The organism is Shewanella fodinae, from assembly GCF_014651955.1.
In the GTDB taxonomy this organism is placed as follows: domain Bacteria; phylum Pseudomonadota; class Gammaproteobacteria; order Enterobacterales; family Shewanellaceae; genus Shewanella; species Shewanella fodinae.
In genome coordinates, this window is record NZ_BMXW01000046.1 from 1 (window position 1) to 802 (window position 802).

Annotated in this window: 2 tRNA genes and 1 rRNA gene; all 3 read right to left on the reverse strand. The window is 46.7% G+C overall.

Annotation, left to right across the window (positions count from 1 at the left end):
• A 23S ribosomal RNA gene (locus tag IE064_RS18055) occupies positions 1–77 on the reverse strand; the annotation flags it as partial.
• 313 nt (positions 78–390) lie between these two features.
• Positions 391–466, reverse strand: a tRNA-Ala gene (locus IE064_RS18060).
• Positions 467–683: 217 nt separating this feature from the next.
• Positions 684–760: transfer RNA gene (locus IE064_RS18065), tRNA-Ile, on the reverse strand.
• Between the last annotated feature and the right edge of the window lie 42 nt (positions 761–802).

An 802-nucleotide genomic window follows, 5' to 3' on the forward strand; every position in this document is an offset into this window, starting at 1 on the left:
AGCTTTTCGCAGATTAACACGTCCTTCATCGCCTCTGACTGCCAAGGCATCCACCGTATACGCTTAGTCGCTTAACCATACAACCCGGATAGGTCTCTCGCTTGTCTCTCTTCTGTCCTGGCGGTGTTATCAGCTTCGCGCCTCAATCATGTAGCTTATCTACACGCTTTCGTTGCTCTGCTGATGGCCTTGCCAGACCAGTGACTGACTGCGCTAGAAATATTGGGTTGATTGCTCAACGACCCATATTGGTTTTTCTTTCGCCTTGATGTGCTTTATCGCTAAAGCACTAGAATTACAAAACACTTGATTGAAGTATTTTGAGAACTCATTTCGATTAAATATCGCTATTTAATCTCTACTATCAGCTTTCCAAATTGTTAAAGANAATGGTGGAGCTATGCGGGATCGAACCGCAGACCTCCTGCGTGCAAAGCAGGCGCTCTCCCAGCTGAGCTATAGCCCCATTTCTTTTTGGTTATTTTGTCGCATTTCTTTGTTGTGCTGCGCCTCTTCGCTCAGTTACATACTTATGTATGCGCCTTCGCTCATCACTTGCACGCCGCGAACTGCACCAAAATCCCTCAAAAACACTTGTAAGGTTAATCTCGTTCAGGCAAGGCGTATTGGCAGGACGTTTACATCAGTAAACGACGACCGATACAACGCAGCATCAACAAGATTGGTGGGTCTGAGTGGACTCGAACCACCGACCTTACGCTTATCAGGCGTACGCTCTAACCACCTGAGCTACAGACCCACAACTTACTGTTTTCGCTCTTCGTCTATCAAGCAATCTGTG